The following is a 16,964-nucleotide window of genomic DNA, read 5'->3' as shown; positions in this document are numbered from 1 at the left end:
GATTGTTAATAATGCGTCATATTTTGTCTTTATTACTTGAAAATGAATCGGGAGCATTGTCTCGAGTTGCCGGTTTATTTTCTGCTCGTGGTTATAACATTGAAGCCTTAAGTGTGGCTCCAACAGAAGATCCTACCTTATCACGTATGACTATTGTGACAAGTGGTTCAGATGATGTGATCGAGCAAATCACAAAACAATTAAATAAATTAATTGATGTAGTTAAAGTCTTTGATTTAAATGAAGGTCGCTATATAGAGCGTGAGTTAATGCTTGTTAAAATACGCGCTGAAGGAACTGACCGTGAGGAAATTAAGCGTACTGCTGATATTTTCAGAGGGCGTGTGATTGATGTGACTGATCGTACTTATACTATTGAGCTTACTGGTCCACGCGATAAATTAGATGCATTTTTAGAAGCCATTGATAACAGTTTGATTCTTGAGACTGTTAGAACGGGTGCATCCGGTATTGGTCGTGGTGAATGGATATTAAGAGTTTAACTGGGAGATAATGAAGATGAACGTGTTTTATGAAAAAGATGCTGACTTATCATTAATTAAAGGTAAGAAAGTTGTTATTGTTGGATATGGCTCTCAGGGGCATGCACATGCCAATAATTTAAAAGATTCTGGTGTAGATGTGACTGTGGCATTACGTAGTGGTGGTGCATCCTGGAAGAAAGCAGAGGCAGCGGGTTTGAAAGTACAAACAGTGGCTGAGGCCGTTAAAGGTGCTGATCTCGTAATGATTCTGTTACCAGATGAAAGTCAGCCGCAAGTGTATCAAGATGAGATTGCTCCAAACATTAAGGCAGGAGCAGCTCTTGCTTTTGCACATGGTTTTAATGTTCATTTTGGGCAAATTGTTCCCCGTGCAGACATTGACGTCATTATGATTGCACCAAAGGGTCCAGGACACTTAGTTCGTTCAACCTATACGCAAGGTGGTGGAGTGCCTAGTCTGATCGCTGTTTACCAAAACGCATCAGGTAAAGCGCGTGATATAGCGCTTTCCTATGCGGCAGCAAATGGTGGCGCAAGAGCAGGGGTGATTGAGACGTCATTCCGTGAAGAAACTGAAACCGATTTATTTGGCGAACAGGCTGTCTTGTGTGGTGGTGCTACAGCCTTAGTTCAGGCAGGTTTTGATACACTCGTTGAAGCTGGTTATGCTCCTGAAATGGCTTACTTCGAGTGCTTACATGAATTGAAATTGATTGTTGATTTAATGTATGAAGGCGGTATTGCTAACATGCGTTATTCAATTTCCAATACGGCAGAGTACGGTGATTTGACTCGTGGCCCACGTGTTATTACAGAAGAAACTCGCCGGGAGATGCGTAAAATTCTGACAGAAATTCAAACCGGTCAGTTTGCTAAAGAGTTTATTTTAGAAAATAAAGCAGGTGCTGCTTCAATGCACGCAATGCGTCGTATCGGTGCTGAGTCAACCATTGAAGTTGTGGGTGCTAAGCTACGTGAAATGATGCCTTGGATTAAGAAAAATAAATTAGTTGATCAAACTAAAAATTAATCCTTGAAAGCACCTTACCCTTACCCTATTATTGCTCGCGAAGGGTGGCCCTATATTGTGGGTGTCGCCCTTCTTTCGCTCTTTACTACTCATTATTTTGGGTGGGTTGTGGCGTTGCCTCTCTATTTGATTTTACTATTTGTAGTACAGTTTTTTAGAGATCCAGCGCGTGAGCTACCAAGTGAGCCTGGCATCATCTCACCTGCAGATGGTCGTATTGTTGCTGTTATGCCTTGCCGTGATCCCTATCTTCAATGTGACGCTATTAAAGTGAGTGTATTCATGAATGTATTTAATGTGCATTCAAATCGCAGCCCTGTATCTGGGGTGGTTGAAGAGATTCGTTATTTTCCTGGCGCATTTGTGAATGCAGATCTAGATAAAGCCTCTGAAGCCAATGAGCGCAATGCGCTCGTTATCCGAGCTGAAAATGGTAAGCGCTTATCCTGTGTTCAAGTGGCAGGGTTAATTGCACGCCGAATACTTTGTTATGTCAATGTTGGCCAGAGTCTTTTACCTGGACAGCGTTACGGTTTCATTCGCTTTGGTTCTCGAGTTGATTTGTATTTACCGACAAATTCTGTCATTAAGGTTGCTATTGGTGATAGAGTATGGGCAGGTAGTACCATATTAGCTCAATGGGGAGAGTAAGCGTGGAGGAACAAGAAGAGCACTCTCAGGCGTATCTGAATATGTCTTTGAAAGAGCGCGCCTCGCGTCGTCGCGGTATCTATTTATTACCTAATTTATTCACTACTGCTGCATTGTTTGCCGGATTCTTTGCTATCGTCCAAGGTATGAACGGACACTTTGAGATGGCAGCCGAGGCCATTTTCATTGCCATGATATTTGATGGATTAGATGGTCGAGTAGCCCGTTTAACGCACACGCAGAGTGCGTTTGGTGCAGAATATGACTCTCTCTCTGATATGGTGTCTTTTGGTGCAGCACCTTCGTTAGTGATATATGAATGGTCTTTGCGTGGTTTAGGTAAGCTTGGTTGGATTGCTGCTTTTGTTTACTGTGCAGGAGCAGCTCTTCGTTTAGCGCGCTTTAATACTCAATTAGGGGTAGCAGATAAACGCTGGTTTACTGGTCTGCCAAGCCCTGCTGCTGCGGCACTGTTATCAGGAATGGTGTGGGTTATGGATGCCAGTTATCAGGTTCCTGGTGGAAAAATCGCATGGTTAGTATGGGCGTTAACTGTATTTGCCGGTTTGTCTATGGTGTCTAACGTTCGTTTTTACAGTTTTAAAGACTTAAATTTAAGACGTAGCGTCCCTTTTTGGGCTGTACTGTTGATTTTGTTGGGTTTTGTTGTGGTTAGTATTGATCAAGCCCGCGTACTGTGGGGTTTCTTTTTGATCTACGCCGTTTCAGGCTATGTGGTTTCCATTAAAGGCTGGATAAGTAGACAACAACAAAAACAAGCTAACAGTTAAAAAAAAGGACAACTTGGGTTACAAATTGTCCTTAACTTATAGCTCTGATTTCACTGTCTGCCCTATTACAATAACAGAGGTGACTTTAAAAAACCTCTTTTTCCATTAACTTAATTGTAAATATTTATAACGAAACCATGAAACCAATCCGTTTAAATATTTTTAACAGACTGATTTTTATAAAGAATTTTTTTGTTATTGCTTTGTTGCAGATAGTGACAGTTCTTTCAATCACGGTTCACGCTGATTCATTAGATGGTGTTGTATCTACTTCTCATCCCCTTGCAACACAAGCGGGTCTATCTGTCTTGCGCTCTGGGGGTAATGCCATTGATGCCGCCGCAGCTGTTCAGTTTGCATTAAATGTAGTGGAACCCCAATCTTCAGGTATTGGTGGTGGCGCATTTATTTTGGTGTATCTTGCCAAAACTCATCAAGTCTACGCTATTGATGCCAGAGAATCTGCTCCTCTGATGGCCACTCCTGATCAATTTATGGGTCATAGCTTTGCACAAAATTCAACAAGTGGAATTAGCGTGGGCGTCCCAGGAACCTTGGCAGGATTTAACGCTATTGTCTCTCAATGGGGTAAGTTGTCTTTAGGTCAAGTGTTACAACCTGCAATTCATTTGGCTGCTGAGGGGTTTATTGTTACCCCCTATTTGGCGGGAGCATTAAAGGATTCACGAGCAACGCTGTCCAAAGAGGCAAAAGAGCGGTTTTTTAATCAAGATGGAACACCTTTACATGTAGGACAACGTTTAGTTCAGCCAGAACTGGCTCACGCATTTGAGTTGATTGCAAAAGAAGGGATCGATCCTTTTTATAAAGGAGAGATTGCTCAGGCTATTGTCAGCACTCAACGCCACTCAAGTATGGGGCCGGCAGGTTGGGGGCGGATGACCTTAAATGATCTTGATCACTATCACGTTTATTTCAGAAAAGTGTTGAGTTTCAATTACCGTGATTATCATATTGTAGGGATGCCCCCTCCTTCATCTGGAGCCAGCACTTTATTTGAAACATTGGGTTTACTCGAATCCTACGCCACCAAAAACAATTGGCATGATGCGCTGTATCGAGACCATATGTCATTACAAGCGTTGTCATTGGCTTTCCAGGATCGAGCCGATTATTTTGGTGATCCTCAACAAATGCTTATTGATCCAACGCAAGTACTCAATCGTTCATTTTTAGCGCAGCGCTCACGTTTGTTAGTGGAAGGACAGTTGCCAGTTCACACTGTATTACCACCCACACCAAGTGGAACTAATACCACCCATTTTTCAATTGTTGATAAAGAGGGTAATGTGGTGAGTTGCACGAGTACTGTTGAGCAATTGTGGGGTAGTGGATTATGGGTGCCACAATATGGGTTTTTCTTGAATAACGAATTAACTGATTTTGATGCCAATCCTACTCTACCTAACGGTAAGGCGTCACCTAATCAAGTTAAAGCGGGACTTCGCCCGCGCAGTAGTATGTCTCCTATTATGGTATTTCACAAAGGTCATTGGCTATTGGCCTATGGCTCTCCAGGTGGGCCGACTATAATCAGTACTCTCGTACAGGTTAGCCAAGGATTACTTGATCTACATGACATTCCGCAACAGGTTATTGATACACCTCGTTACGCAGTCATGAATGGTAGCGGCTTAACCTTTATTGAAAAAAACTTTCCGCAGCAACTTAAAGCAGATCTAGAGCAGTTAGGACATCAATTTACAATTAATCCTGAAGCGCAGGGGTCTGTTCAAGCAGTGGGGTTCGATGAGGAGCATAAGAGTTATTGGGGGGCTGCAGACCCAAGACGCGATGGAACGGTCGGATATCAATAAAGACAATTTAACAGCCTATACCATTTTAAAAAATCATTATTGATTTTTTAAGTAATTAAAATGAATTATAAACATCAAAAATGATATAATGCTGGTATGGACTTTTATTTTTCAACTGAATCAGAAATCAGAGTGGAGCTTGGTCAACGTTTAGCGAAATTACGTATAGCCAAAAGCTTGACTCAGTCAGAGTTGGCTTTAAAAGCTGGTGTTGGTATCGCCACATTGCAACGCTTTGAGCAGGGTGAGGGGGCAACGCTCAGTACTTTTATTCGTTTGATGACAGCTCTTGGCGCGATTCAAGAATTAGATATTTTGGCGCAAACTAAAGATGTGACAATTAATGCCTTAGAGCAATACCATGCATTAAAAGATCGTAAACGTGTTGCGAAAAAGAAATCCTAATGACTATGGTGTCTATTAAGACAGGTGATAAGCTTTATAAACTGACGGTTCAATATCAAGGTTGGGGTGAGAGCTGGCCGCTTGGTACACTTATCTCAGATAGAAAGCAGACTTTGTTTGAATATTCTAAGGAAGCGCTAGCCCATGGTTTGGAATTCTCTCCTCGTCATTTACCTTTATCAAGCCAAACTTTTAGTTTTAAAGATCAACCTTTTCAGTTGGCGGGGTTATTCACCGATAGCTTGCCAGATGGCTGGGGAATGCTGCTAATAGATCGATATTTTAAACGTTATCATAATCGAGAATCCCATTTAATCCACCCCTTGGAGCGATTGGCTTTTTTAGGGCAGCATACTATGGGAGCCTTAACTTACCAACCTAGTATGGGTCTCGATAGCAACCTTATAGATTTAAATATGGTGGATCTTGCTAAGGCAGTTGTGAATGTACAACAAGACAGGGATACTGTAATTCTCAAGGAGTTAGCGCTAATGGGTGGATCGCCACAAGGGGCGAGACCGAAAGCCCTTGTGTATTATTCACCTGCAACAAAGGCGATGAGCACTCATCCTTTTGTTGGTTCTGAGCCTTGGCTAGTTAAGTTTCCTGGACAAAATGAACATAAAGAAGTCAGTGCGCTTGAGGCAGCATATTTACATGTAGCGCAACTTTGTAATCTGGTTGTTCCTGAGAACCATTTTTTTTCCATCAACAATAAACTAAGCGCCCTGTTAATACGTCGTTTTGATCGTCATGGTGAGACACGTGTGCCTATGCATAGTCTGGCTGGCGTATTGCATGCAAATTTTCGTGTACCTGATTGTAGCTATAGCACGTTTTTGCGCACAACACGTTTTTTGACTAAGAGTGAAGTTGAAGTACAAAATGCATTTATACGTTGCGTTTTTAATGTATGCATGAATAATCGCGATGATCACACTAAGAACTTTAGCTATTTAATGGATAGTCGCGGAAATTGGACGCTCTCTCCTGCTTATGATTTAACATTTAACACAGGAATCAATGGACATCATCAGATGGATATCGAAGGTGAAAGTAGGCAGCCAACACGTCAGCATATTATTGACTTGGCGCTGAATTCAGGATTAACGCAACGCTTCGCGCAACATACTATTGATCGTATTATTAATATCATCCATGACCAGATTGGACTTTTCTTGAATTATCCGGTTCGGCGCAATACAGCCAAACGTATTAGCGCAATAATTAAGAAAAATAGTTATCTTTTAAGTTAAACAGAATGAGCTAAATTAGGGCTTTCTCATAATCGGAAAAGAAAAAACCTTTTTAAGTCCCGTAAATAAGTGAGAAAATCGAACCTAATCATTAGTTTGCAAAAAAGTATGTTTTAGACGTATAATGCAAAGCTTTCTTATAAAGTTAATACAGTTTGGAGATATCCATGGCAAGCAGTGCAGCAGAAAAAGCACAAATCATGGCAGATTACCGTCGTGCCCCTAATGATACTGGGTCACCTGAAGTTCAGATCGCGTTGTTAACCAACCGCATCAATCAGTTGACTGAGCATTTTAAATCACATGTTAAAGATCATCATTCACGTCGTGGTTTGCTCAAGCTCGTGAGCCAACGTCGTAGTTTGCTTGATTATTTTAAGCGTAAGAACGTTGACGGCTATCGTCAATTGATCGGTCGTTTAGGTATTCGTAAGTAATTGGGATTCTTTCCCAATCATTGATAAACGCGGTGTTGCCTCACTAAGGTACACCGCGTTTTAATTTTAATTCAGCATTCAGGAGGATTGTCCTGTGAATAAAGTCACAAAAACATTTCAGTGGGGTCGTCATCAGGTAACACTTGAAACAGGTGAGATTGCTCGCCAAGCCGATGGCGCTGTGATGATCAGCGTAGACGATACAGTGGTACTTGTTACTTGTGTTGCACAAAAATCAGCTAAACCTGGTCAAGATTTTTTCCCTTTAACAGTTGACTATCAAGAGCGCTTTTATGCAGGCGGTAGAATTCCTGGTGGCTTCTTTAAGCGCGAAGGACGTCCAACAGAAAAAGAAACGCTGACATCACGTTTAATTGATCGTCCATTGCGTCCCTTGTTTCCAGAAGGGTTTTATAACGAAGTGCAGATTATTGCTACTGTAATGTCCAGTAACAATGAAATTGATCCCGATATTCCTTCCATGATTGGTGCCTCTGCTGCTGTGGCTCTAGCAGGTATTCCATTTAATGGACCTATTGGTGCCGCCCGTGTCGGTTATATCAATGGCCAGTATGTGCTAAACCCATTAGCTAGCGAATTACCTCAGTCACAAATGGACTTGGTTGTAGCAGGGACTAAAGATGCTGTTTTGATGGTTGAGTCAGAAGCCAATGAATTACCGGAAGATGTGATGTTAGGTGCAGTGGTATTTGGTCATGAACAAATGCAGGCAGCAATCCAAGCAATTAATGAGTTGGCTCAAGAGGCTGGTCGTGATGATTGGGATTGGCAAGCGGCACCAAAAGATGAAGCACTAATTAGTCAGTTAGAGGCTTTGGTTAAAGAAGACTTGAGAGTAGCTTATCGTATCCGCGCAAAGCAAGAGAGAAACACGAGAATTGGCGAGTTACGTGAAAAGGCTTTAACAGCATTGTTAGCAGAAGGTGCTGATGCTGATACCGAAAACCGTATTAAAACATTGTTTGGTGATCTTGAAGCGCGTATCGTGCGCGGTCAGATTTTAGATGGTGAACCACGTATCGATGGACGTGATACCAGAACTGTTCGTCCAATTACTGTACGTGTTGGAGTGTTACCTCGTACCCACGGCTCAGCTTTATTTACCCGTGGAGAAACACAAGCTTTAGTTATTGCTACCCTTGGGACCGCCAAAGATGAACAAATTATCGATGCCGTTCAAGGTGAATATAAAGAACGTTTTATGTTGCATTATAACTTCCCACCTTACTCCACTGGAGAAACAGGACGTGTGGGTAGTCCTAAGCGTCGTGAAATTGGACATGGTCGTCTCGCAAAACGCGCTCTTGTGGCAACGCTACCTAAACCTGAAGATTTCTCCTATACCATGCGCGTGGTGTCAGAAATCACCGAATCAAATGGTTCAAGTTCTATGGCCTCAGTATGCGGTGGCTCCCTTGCATTAATGGATGCAGGCGTTCCTGTTAAAGCGCATACAGCTGGTGTAGCCATGGGTTTGATTAAAGAAGGCAATCGTTTTGCTGTATTAACAGATATCTTGGGCGATGAAGATCACTTAGGTGATATGGATTTTAAAGTAGCAGGAACGGATAGTGGTGTCACAGCCCTGCAAATGGATATCAAAATCACCGGTATTACCAAAGAGATCATGCAAGTGGCCCTAGCGCAAGCTAAGGAAGCACGTATGCACATTTTAGGCATTATGAAGCAAGCTGTACCCAGTGTGCGTGAGGAGTTATCTAGTTTTGCACCACGTATCATTACCATGAAAATCAATCCAGAAAAAATTCGTGATGTGATTGGTAAGGGCGGGGCAGTGATTCGTGCTCTAACAGAAGAGACTGGAACCACTATTGAGATTCAGGATGATGGTACTGTTAGTATCGCCTGTGTAAATGGTGAAGCAGGTGAGTTAGCGAAAAAACGTATTCAAGATTTAACAGCGGAAGTAGAAGTGGGTCATGTATATGAAGGGACTGTTCTTAAGTTGTTAGATTTTGGTGCTATAGTCAGTGTATTACCAGGACGCGATGGTTTGTTGCATATTTCTCAAATTGCTCACGAGCGTGTTAATGCAGTGGGTGATTACTTGAAAGAAGGACAGCAGGTTAAAGTGAAAGTACTAGAGGCTGATGAGAAGGGACGCTTGCGCTTGAGTATGAAGGCATTGGTGGAACCTCCTGTTGCACCAGAGCCTACTCAAGAAGAAGGGGTGTAACACAGCTTTCAATTTGCTGTGTTAGACTAATTCTTTAGAATAGTGAGTTAACTTGATTAACATAAAAATGAGTTCAAGGTTATGGCTGAAACATTAAAACAATTTAAGCCCTACGTACCCAAAAAGGGCGAAAGCTACATGAACAAAAAGCAGCTTGAGCATTTCCAGGCTCTCCTTGAGGACTGGAAATCTGAGTTGAGTCAGGATATTGATCGTACGGTTCATACCATGCAGGATGAGGCCACTGTGTTTGCTGATCCTAATGACCGTGCTAGTCAAGAATCCGACATGGCCTTAGAGTTACGTAACCGTGATAGAGAGCGTAAATTGATTAAAAAAATCGATGAAACCATCGCTAAAATTGAAGCAGGAGATTATGGTTACTGCGCCAGTTGCGGGGTGGAAATTGGTTTGAATCGCTTACAGGCTCGTCCCACGGCAAGTTTATGTATTGACTGTAAACAGCTTGAAGAAATGCGTGAACGTCAAGTTGCCAAATAGTTACTGGCTTTCTTTGTTGTACTAAATAAAAAACCCTGTCTAATTTAAGCAGGGTTTTTTATTGGTCATCGAAGTCGGATAATGGTTAAACTAATTTGGTTTAAAGAATTCTATTTAGTTGTCGCCACTGTTCATCCCATCCTTCAAGAGGTCGACGTTTGAATCCTGTTTTGGCGAATTGATGCCAACGGCCAATAATAATACACATTAATGTGTTGGCATGAATTGAGGGTTGTGGAGTAGTCAATTGGTTAAGTTCAGTAAAGCGTAATCGTATCGCCTGTCTTAGTGTGGCCTCTATTCGGTCATGAACTTGATTAACGCGTACTTGTAAGCGATCGTTCTCATGAACCAGAGCGTCACCAATTAATACCCGTGTCATACCAGGGTTTTTTTCAGCAAATGCGAGCAGTAAAGTCAGAATGGATTCAATTTGATTGAGTGGCTGAGGCTGCTCTTCAATGATTCGATTCATGCGGGTAAAGAGTGTTTCTTCAATAAACTCAATTAACCCTTCAAACATTTGTGCTTTACTGGCAAAGTGTCTATAGAGTGCCGCTTCAGACAAATTTAGTTTTTCAGCTAAATATGCTGTGGTGGTTTTAGCTAGCAGGGGTTGCTCTAAAATACTAGCTAGCGCTTGGAGAATTTGATTGCGTCTTTCGCCACTCATAATAAACTGTCACGAATTAGTTATTTATTGTGGCATGGTATCACAGGAAAAGCGTTTAGAGTTTTTTAACAGGGTGTCAAATTGAACATCCATGTTAAAATACTGTTTTGATATTTTAGATGGTGGCAATTGTGGCAGGACATTCTAAATGGGCCAATATTAAGCATAAAAAAGCAGCGGCAGATGCAAAACGTGGCAAAATTTTTACACGTCTAATTAAAGAGATTACGGTTGCAGCACGGTTAGGTGGAGGAGACTTATCTACTAACCCTAGGTTACGTTTGGCTGTGGATAAAGCCTATGACCAAAACATGCCGAAAGACACCATTGAGCGAGCAATTAAGCGCGGCTCTGGTGATTTAGAAGGCGTCAATTATGAAGAGGTACGCTACGAAGGATACGGAATTAATGGTGCTGCAGTCATGGTGGACTGCTTAACAGATAATCGAGTTAGAACTGTTGCTGATGTACGTCATGCTTTCACTAAACACGGTGGTAACTTGGGTACAGATGGATCAGTTGCTTTCCTTTTTACTCATTGTGGGCAGTTAATGTATGCTCCAGGTACGGATGAAAATCTCGTTATGGAAATTGCTCTTGATACAGGTGCGCTAGATGTAGTGACTAATGATGATGGAAGTATTGAGGTGATTACTCCGCCATATGAGTTTTCACAGATCAAAGGCGCGTTAGAAAAGGCAGGTATTACTGCAGAGTTTGCTGAAGTCACGATGAAACCCGCAAATGAAACGGAATTAACCGGTGATGATGCAGTTAAAATGCAAAAATTACTCGATGCACTTGAGAATTTGGATGATGTTCAGGCTGTCTATACGACGGCTGTGATCGTTGATGAATAACAAGGGGAGAAAACCCGATTCGTATTTTAGGACTTGATCCTGGTTTGAGAAACACAGGTTTTGGTGTGATCGATCAACAACGATCACACATGACCTATGTTGCTAGCGGTACTATAAAAACGGTTACTGACACGCTACCTGAACGACTAAAAGTTATTTTCGAAGGAGTGTGTCAGGTTATTGAGGAATATCAACCTCATCAGGTGGCAATTGAAAGTGTGTTTGTCAACATTAATCCAAAATCAACGTTATTGTTAGGGCAGGCCAGAGGGGTGGCTATTGCTGCGGCGGTTCATCATCACCTCCCTGTTGCTGAATACACTGCGTTACAAATTAAACAAGGGGTGGTAGGCTATGGCCACGCCCAAAAAGCACAAATTCAAGAAATGGTTATGCGACTATTACAATTGCCCAAACGACCTGCGACTGATCCTGCTGACGCCTTGGCTTGCGCTATCAGACATGCTCATGAACAAGCTAACCCAACACTTCCTAATCGTTTACAAGGCATGAGCTGGCGTCATGGTCGATGGGTGAAACAATGATTGGCCGTCTGCAAGGGGTTCTGATTGAGACTAAGCCACCACAAATAATGATTGATGTGGCGGGAGTGGGATACGAAGTTGATGTACCCATGAGTACCTTCTATCAACTGCCACCACTTAATCAAAGTGTTACCTTACTTATTCATCACGTGGTGCGGGAAGATGCCCAATTATTATATGGTTTTTATACTGATCTTGAGCGTCAATGGTTTCGACAGTTATTAAAAATTACTGGAGTAGGGCCCAAACTGGCTTTGAGCGTACTCTCAGGTCTTTCCGTTGAAGAGTTGCATCGAGCAATTTTAACGCAAGATCATGTGAGACTGACGCATATTCCTGGAGTGGGCAAGAAAACAGCTGAGCGCTTAATGCTAGAACTTAAGCAAAGTGTAGTGAAATTTGCTGAGTTAACAGCATCCCCTACCATATACACGCCCTCTGTTAAAGACGAAGTTATTGAGGCTTTATTGGCTTTAGGTTATCAAGAGCGGGAAGCGACCAAAGTTATCGAACAGGTTAACGATGTATCTTCTGTTGAAGAGGGAATTCGAGCGACGCTTAAATTGTTAATGCGCACAGGAGGCACACGGTGATTGAATCAGAACGATTGTTAGATGCAAAAAGTCAGTCGCGTGATGAGGACATGCTTGATCGCGCTCTACGCCCAAAACAGCTCAATGATTATATTGGTCAGCACAAGGTTCGTGAGCAACTCTCTATTTTTATAGAGGCGGCTAAATTAAGGGGGGAAGCACTCGATCATACCTTGTTGTTTGGCCCACCTGGTCTGGGGAAAACCACTCTTGCACATATTATTGCTCATGAAATGGGCGTGCAGTTAAGACAAACTTCTGGCCCTGTTTTAGAGAGAGCTGGGGACTTGGCCGCTTTGTTGACTAATTTGGAAGCGGGGGATGTATTATTTATAGATGAAATTCACCGCTTAAGTCCTGTGGTGGAAGAGATCCTATATCCTGCAATGGAAGACTATCAAATTGATATTATGATCGGTGAAGGACCTGCAGCCCGTTCTGTAAAAATTGATTTACCTCCCTTTACCCTAGTAGGAGCGACAACGCGCGCTGGTATGTTAACTAATCCGTTACGTGATCGCTTTGGTATTGTGGCGCGCCTTGAATTTTATAATACAACCGACTTAGCGAAAATTGTTGGCCGATCATCTCAATTAATGCAGATGAATATTGATGAGGTGAGTGTTAAAGAGTTGGCAAGTCGTTCTCGCGGTACCCCACGTATTGCCAATCGTTTATTAAAACGAGTGAGAGATTTTGCAGAAGTTAAAGCGCGTGGTGTGGTTGATTTGTCGGTTGCCCAACAGGCATTAACATTGCTTGAAGTGGATACGCAGGGTTTAGATATCATGGATGCCAAACTATTAACTCTTATTATTGAAAAGTTCGCCGGTGGTCCTGTGGGGGTGGATAATTTGGCTGCAGCATTAGGTGAGGCACGAGATACTATTGAAGATGTCTTGGAACCTTACCTAATACAGCAAGGATTTTTACAACGCACACCTCGAGGTCGAGTGGCAACCCCTCTGGCTTACAACCATTTAGGCATTCTGTTGGATAAATAATGATGACTGATTCAACACATAAAATAACAACACTGTCCTGTCGTGTGTATTATGAAGATACCGATGCAGGTGGAGTGGTTTATCACGCCAACTATTTACGTTTTATGGAACGTGCTCGATCTGAGTGGTTAAGAGAAAGAGGGTTTGATCCGCATACTCTAAAAGAACAGCATCAATTGTTATTTGTTGTGCGATCAATTGAAATTAAATATTTAGCCCCTGCTATACTAGCTGATTTATTAACTGTCGGTGCAGAGCTTGTATCACTTGACCGTGGGTTACTTACCTTTGATCAGCGAGTATGGCGTGGCGAACAAGAGTTATCTAGAGCATTGGTGCGGGTAGTCAGTGTCTCGACAGAAACCTTCAAATCAATTAATGTGCCCGATTCAATGAAACAAGCTTTAGGAGTGATACTGTGAACGTAACAACGGATATATCTTTGATGTCTCTGGTAACTAATGCCAGTGTGTTAGTACAGATTGTAATGGCGCTATTGTTGTTAGCTTCACTATTTTCTTGGACATCTATTTTTAGAAAAATGTTCATGCTAAAGCGTGCCAAACAGGATACGACTTTATTTGAAGAAGAGTTTTGGGCAGCTAAAGATTTAAATGCGCTGTATCAACGAGTCTCTTCTGATCGCTACAGTGGTTCTCTAGATAAGATTTTTGAAGCAGGCTTTCGTGAATTTATGCGTCACTTAAAAGCAGGTTATGCTGATCCAGCAATGGTCACAAGTAGTGTGGGACGTGCCATGAAAGCCACCTTTCAACGAGAAATGGATATGCTTGAGTATGGGCTTGCTTTTCTAGCCTCTGTGGGATCAGTTAGTCCCTACGTAGGCTTGTTTGGAACGGTATGGGGGATCATGAATGCGTTTCGTGGTTTATCAAACGTAGGTCAAGCAACCTTAGCTAGTGTGGCACCAGGTATTTCAGAGGCCTTAGTTACCACTGCCATGGGATTGTTTGCTGCTATTCCTGCTGTGATAGCGTATAACCGTTACGCTCACGAAGTTGATCGTTTGGCCATTCGTTTTGAGAGCTTTATGGAAGAATTTTCTAATATTTTGCAACGACAAATTCAACAAGGAAAATAATCCATGTTGCGTAAACCCCGTCGTTTAATGAACCAAATCAATGTGGTGCCCTACATTGATGTGATGTTGGTGTTGTTAATCATTTTTATGGTTACAGCCCCCATGATTAATCCTGGGCAAATAGATTTACCTAGTGTGGGGCAGAGTATGGCCACCCCTGCCACTCCTATCCAAGTCAACCTCCACCTCAATGGCGATGTGAGCCTTATTTATGATGGTTCTGGAGAGGTAACCATTGCGCGAGGAGATTTAGCTGCAAAAATTACTGATTTGCAAAAAACCAATGCTAATCGTCCGGTTGTGATTGCTGCTGACAAAAATATCCGTTACCAAGAAGTTCTCAAAGTGATGGATATTCTCAAACAAGCTCAGGTCAAACATATTGGTCTACTAGCTACTCCTAAGGCACTTTGATGCAGCGATCAGTTTCACGTTCTTCAGTTGATCAAGATAAAACCAAGTCACTGATATTGGCTTTATTGGTTCATGCTGCATTTATTGTATTTTTAATCTTTGGTGTGTCTTGGCATCGTTCTGTGAGCGGAACATTCCAGGCTGAGATATGGACTGATTTACCAAAACCAGAAGAGCCAGGTAGTCGTCATCCTACACTTCAGCCTCAACCTGAACCGCCTCAGCCTCACCCTAAACCTGAGCCCCCTAAGCCTGAGCCACCCAAACCTATTCCTCCTCAGCCTAAACCCGTGCCTGAAAAAGTGGTGCCACAAAAGCAAGTTACTACGCCGCCCAAAGTGGATGTTAAAGAGGAAAATAGTGATATTGCGTTAAAGAAAAAGAAAAAAGCTGAAGAAGCAAAGGCGAAAAAAGCAGCGCATGAAAAACAAATGAAAGAAATGCTTAAACAAGAACAAGAGGAAGCCAGAAAAGAACTTCTTGATGATCAAAAGCGTCAGAAAGCAAAAGCCGCTGCAGCAAAGATTAAAGCATTAGAAGAGAAAAAAGCTGCAGCCGCCGCCGCTCAGCAGGCTGCAGAGCAAGAAGTACAATTGGATGCATTTAAATTGGCGATTATTGCTAAAATTAAACATCATACAAAAGTCCCTTTGACTGTGCCCAAAGGAAGCACTACGGTAGTTAAAATTACAGTTTTACCTGATGGCACAGTTTTAAATAAAGTGATTACTCATGCTAGTGGTAATCCAGCATATGATCAGGCGGTATTGGATGGGATTGATCGATCTCAACCACTACCATTGCCAAATGACGTAAAATTGCGTCGACAATTTAGAGATATGGAACTCAACTTTACCCATGAAAAATAAACTACTTCGTTGTGTGTTAATTGTATTGGCATTATGTTTTACTGAGGCCCATGCGGAGCTTGCCCTTGATATCACTACAGAGGGTGCCCAGCAGTATCCAATAGCGGTACTAAATTTTGTGGATGAACAAAATTTAGGTAAAGGCTTAACTGATGTAGTAAGAGCTGACTTGAAACGCTCTGGTATTTTTTCAGTAATAGATGCCACTGAAGTGAAACCAATCGCTCCTGATTCACCCAACATTGCCTGGGCTGATTGGAAGTCTCGTAATGCGCAATATTTGGTTGATGGCAGCGTGACCTCAACGGGTAATGGTCAGTTCCAAGTGTCTTTTAGATTATGGGATGTAAACGGTCAAGTATCTCGTAAAGCGTTATCTTTTACAGGTACTCCCAACCAATATCGCGCATTGGCGCATCATATCGCAGATGTGATTTATGAGGATGTAACAGGCATTAGAGGGATTTTTAGTACCAAAATAGCTTATGTAGAACAACAAGGTGAATTGAGGGCATTAAAAATTGCTGATAGTGATGGGTATAATGAAATCACTATTTTAAGTGCCAAAGCGCCGATTATTTCACCACGTTGGTCACCTGATGGAAAAAAGATTGCTTATGTGACCTTTGAGCTCGGTAGGCCTATGGTTGTGATTCAAACTTTAGCTACCGGAAAAAGAGTCATTGTTGCTAAGTACCGTGGTAATAATAGTGCTCCTGCCTGGTCTCCTGATGGAAAATATTTAGCAGTGGTGTTGTCTAAGGAAGGTATTGCTCAAATGTATTTAATTCCATCAGACGGAAGAGGCTATCCAAAGCGTATTACCTACAGCGAAAGTATAGATACCGAACCAACCTTTTCCCCTGATGGGCAATCTATTTATTTCACCTCAGATCGTGGGGGTAATGCTCAAATTTACCGCATCCCAGTTAATGGGGGGGATGCAACTCGTTTAACTTACGGTAGTACTTATTGTGTTTCACCACGATTAAGTCCAGATGGTAGAAAGATGGTTTATATTGAACGTGATCAAGGGTCATTTCATGTAATGCAAATGGATTTGGGTACCAATACCAGTCAAATTATGACTGATACAGATTTGGATGAATCTCCTACTTTTGCTCCTAATGGGCAGTATATTCTATACGCCACAAGGATTCATGAGAGAGGTGAGTTGGCTATTGTCAGTAGTGATGGACGAAGCCGCCAGTCCTTGGCAACCACCAAAGGGGATGTGTATGAACCCGTATGGGGCCCTTTCGAGTAAACCA

At 42.2% G+C, this 16,964-nt stretch carries 20 protein-coding genes; 19 read left to right on the top strand and 1 reads right to left on the bottom strand.

Translation table 11 applies throughout. The annotated features are described in order from the left end of the window. The first annotated feature begins 11 nt into the window (after positions 1–11). From ilvN to dksA, 10 genes are all read left to right on the top strand, one after another. Complete coding sequence (gene ilvN, locus FV185_RS08870; RefSeq protein WP_067496662.1) at positions 12–503, top strand: acetolactate synthase small subunit; 492 nt, start codon at positions 12–14, stop codon at positions 501–503. A 16-nt stretch (positions 504–519) separates the two neighbouring features. Beyond that, on the top strand, positions 520–1,536 hold the full coding sequence (gene ilvC, locus FV185_RS08865) for a ketol-acid reductoisomerase (protein ID WP_082787108.1): 1,017 nt from the start codon (positions 520–522) through the stop codon (positions 1,534–1,536). Positions 1,537–1,539: 3 nt separating this feature from the next. Then, on the top strand, positions 1,540–2,187 hold the full coding sequence (locus FV185_RS08860) for a phosphatidylserine decarboxylase (RefSeq protein ID WP_067496656.1): 648 nt from the start codon (positions 1,540–1,542) through the stop codon (positions 2,185–2,187). A 41-nt stretch (positions 2,188–2,228) separates the two neighbouring features. Continuing rightward, positions 2,229–2,978: a CDP-diacylglycerol--serine O-phosphatidyltransferase gene (pssA, locus tag FV185_RS08855; RefSeq protein ID WP_067496777.1), complete on the top strand. Its 750-nt coding sequence runs from the start codon at positions 2,229–2,231 to the stop codon at positions 2,976–2,978. 137 nt (positions 2,979–3,115) lie between these two features. Next, positions 3,116–4,816, top strand: a complete 1,701-nt coding sequence (gene ggt, locus FV185_RS08850; RefSeq protein WP_067496653.1) for a gamma-glutamyltransferase — start codon at positions 3,116–3,118, stop codon at positions 4,814–4,816. Between the two features lie 96 nt (positions 4,817–4,912). Then, positions 4,913–5,221 (top strand): helix-turn-helix domain-containing protein, encoded by a 309-nt coding sequence (locus tag FV185_RS08845; protein ID WP_067496650.1) that lies wholly within the window; start codon positions 4,913–4,915, stop codon positions 5,219–5,221. Continuing rightward, positions 5,221–6,477 carry a type II toxin-antitoxin system HipA family toxin gene (locus tag FV185_RS08840; protein WP_067496647.1) on the top strand — a complete coding sequence of 419 codons (1,257 nt, stop codon included), beginning with the start codon at positions 5,221–5,223 and terminating at the stop codon, positions 6,475–6,477. Before FV185_RS08845 ends, FV185_RS08840 begins: the two co-directional genes overlap by 1 nt. A gap of 167 nt (positions 6,478–6,644) precedes the next feature. Continuing rightward, the gene (gene rpsO / locus FV185_RS08835; protein ID WP_067496643.1) at positions 6,645–6,914 is read left to right on the top strand and encodes a 30S ribosomal protein S15; all 270 of its coding nucleotides are present in this window, start codon (positions 6,645–6,647) and stop codon (positions 6,912–6,914) included. 94 nt (positions 6,915–7,008) lie between these two features. Further along, entirely contained in the window at positions 7,009–9,132 is a 2,124-nt protein-coding gene (pnp, locus tag FV185_RS08830) for a polyribonucleotide nucleotidyltransferase (protein ID WP_067496641.1), read from the top strand. An 81-nt stretch (positions 9,133–9,213) separates the two neighbouring features. Beyond that, positions 9,214–9,633: an RNA polymerase-binding protein DksA gene (gene dksA, locus FV185_RS08825; RefSeq protein WP_067496637.1), complete on the top strand. Its 420-nt coding sequence runs from the start codon at positions 9,214–9,216 to the stop codon at positions 9,631–9,633. Between the two features lie 100 nt (positions 9,634–9,733). On the opposite strand, the gene slmA is transcribed toward dksA, so the two are convergent. Next, positions 9,734–10,306, bottom strand: a complete 573-nt coding sequence (gene slmA / locus FV185_RS08820; RefSeq protein WP_067496634.1) for a nucleoid occlusion factor SlmA — start codon at positions 10,304–10,306, stop codon at positions 9,734–9,736. Positions 10,307–10,437: 131 nt separating this feature from the next. Between slmA and FV185_RS08815 the strand changes: the two genes are divergently transcribed. From FV185_RS08815 to tolB, 9 genes are read left to right on the top strand one after another with little or no spacing between them, the layout of a single operon-like run. Continuing rightward, complete coding sequence (locus FV185_RS08815) at positions 10,438–11,166, top strand: YebC/PmpR family DNA-binding transcriptional regulator (protein ID WP_067496774.1); 729 nt, start codon at positions 10,438–10,440, stop codon at positions 11,164–11,166. 17 nt (positions 11,167–11,183) lie between these two features. Then, positions 11,184–11,711, top strand: a complete 528-nt coding sequence (ruvC, locus tag FV185_RS08810; protein WP_082787107.1) for a crossover junction endodeoxyribonuclease RuvC — start codon at positions 11,184–11,186, stop codon at positions 11,709–11,711. Further along, positions 11,708–12,304, top strand: a complete 597-nt coding sequence (gene ruvA, locus FV185_RS08805; RefSeq protein WP_067496771.1) for a Holliday junction branch migration protein RuvA — start codon at positions 11,708–11,710, stop codon at positions 12,302–12,304. Before ruvC ends, ruvA begins: the two co-directional genes overlap by 4 nt. Further along, complete coding sequence (gene ruvB, locus FV185_RS08800) at positions 12,301–13,308, top strand: Holliday junction branch migration DNA helicase RuvB (RefSeq protein ID WP_067496628.1); 1,008 nt, start codon at positions 12,301–12,303, stop codon at positions 13,306–13,308. Before ruvA ends, ruvB begins: the two co-directional genes overlap by 4 nt. Then, the gene (gene ybgC / locus FV185_RS08795; RefSeq protein ID WP_269446650.1) at positions 13,308–13,730 is read left to right on the top strand and encodes a tol-pal system-associated acyl-CoA thioesterase; all 423 of its coding nucleotides are present in this window, start codon (positions 13,308–13,310) and stop codon (positions 13,728–13,730) included. Before ruvB ends, ybgC begins: the two co-directional genes overlap by 1 nt. Beyond that, positions 13,727–14,410, top strand: coding sequence for a protein TolQ (tolQ, locus tag FV185_RS08790; protein WP_067496625.1), 684 nt, complete (start codon positions 13,727–13,729; stop codon positions 14,408–14,410). Before ybgC ends, tolQ begins: the two co-directional genes overlap by 4 nt. A 3-nt stretch (positions 14,411–14,413) precedes the next feature. Beyond that, positions 14,414–14,824: a protein TolR gene (gene tolR / locus FV185_RS08785; protein ID WP_067496622.1), complete on the top strand. Its 411-nt coding sequence runs from the start codon at positions 14,414–14,416 to the stop codon at positions 14,822–14,824. Beyond that, positions 14,824–15,693, top strand: coding sequence for a cell envelope integrity protein TolA (locus tag FV185_RS08780; RefSeq protein WP_067496619.1), 870 nt, complete (start codon positions 14,824–14,826; stop codon positions 15,691–15,693). Before tolR ends, FV185_RS08780 begins: the two co-directional genes overlap by 1 nt. Continuing rightward, positions 15,683–16,960: a Tol-Pal system beta propeller repeat protein TolB gene (gene tolB / locus FV185_RS08775; RefSeq protein ID WP_067496617.1), complete on the top strand. Its 1,278-nt coding sequence runs from the start codon at positions 15,683–15,685 to the stop codon at positions 16,958–16,960. Before FV185_RS08780 ends, tolB begins: the two co-directional genes overlap by 11 nt. Positions 16,961–16,964 lie beyond the last annotated feature (4 nt).

The organism is Ferrovum sp. PN-J185 (genome assembly GCF_001581925.1).
Classification (GTDB): domain Bacteria; phylum Pseudomonadota; class Gammaproteobacteria; order Burkholderiales; family Ferrovaceae; genus PN-J185.
This window is presented reverse-complemented; position numbering and strand designations above follow the sequence as displayed.